Source organism: Dokdonella ginsengisoli, assembly GCF_042652785.1.
GTDB classification, from domain to species: domain Bacteria; phylum Pseudomonadota; class Gammaproteobacteria; order Xanthomonadales; family Rhodanobacteraceae; genus Dokdonella_A; species Dokdonella_A ginsengisoli.
In genome coordinates this window covers 1-649 of the sequence record NZ_JBHSHD010000009.1, presented here as the reverse complement: position 1 = coordinate 649, position 649 = coordinate 1, and the positions used below count along the sequence as shown (strand labels likewise).

The following is a 649-nucleotide window of genomic DNA, read 5'->3' as shown; positions in this document are numbered from 1 at the left end:
CGTGCCGCCCGGCGTACCCACCACGCCACCGACCACCTCCGCGAACTCCGCCGGCACCGCATCGCCATACCAGTACACGTTGATCGCCGGCAGGCCCAGCGTGTAGAGGTTGATGTCGTCGGCCGTGATGCCGCCGTTGTACGGGTGGAAGTCGCCCAGCGCGAAGTCGAACGCACTGCCGTCGCCGTCGCCGGTCACCGGCTGGTTGACGTCGCCCGTCACCACGTTCGGATCGCCCGTCTCCTCGCCGTCGAAACCGTCGCAGAAGATCTGGTCGGCTCCGCCGCTGCACGCTTCCACCGGCGCCGCCGTCACCGTCAGGCTCACCGGAATGGCGATCAGCGCCTGCGTCGGGTCGTTCGTCGTGATGCACAGCTCGCCCGTGTAGCTGCCGGCGGCCAGGCTGCCCGCGGCCGGGTCGGCCTTGATCGTCACGTTGACGTTCGCACCGCCGTTCACCGAGCCCGCCGACGGCGTCGCCGTCAGCCAGTTCACCACCGGGCCCGTGCACGCGCCGCCGCTGCCGCCGTCCGTGCCGGTCGCACGGATCATCCAGCTGCCGTCCAGCTGACCGCCGCTCAGGTCGCCGATCGTGCCGACCACCTCGTTCGCCGCGAAGTCCACGTTGCCGTCGCCGGTGTTGCCCGCG

The 649-nt window shown here is 71.0% G+C and carries 1 protein-coding gene; it reads right to left on the bottom strand.

What is annotated here, in order from left to right; translation table 11 throughout:
* A partial coding sequence (locus tag ACFO6Q_RS12355; protein WP_380021410.1) for a hypothetical protein occupies window positions 1-649 on the bottom strand: 649 nt, incomplete at both ends.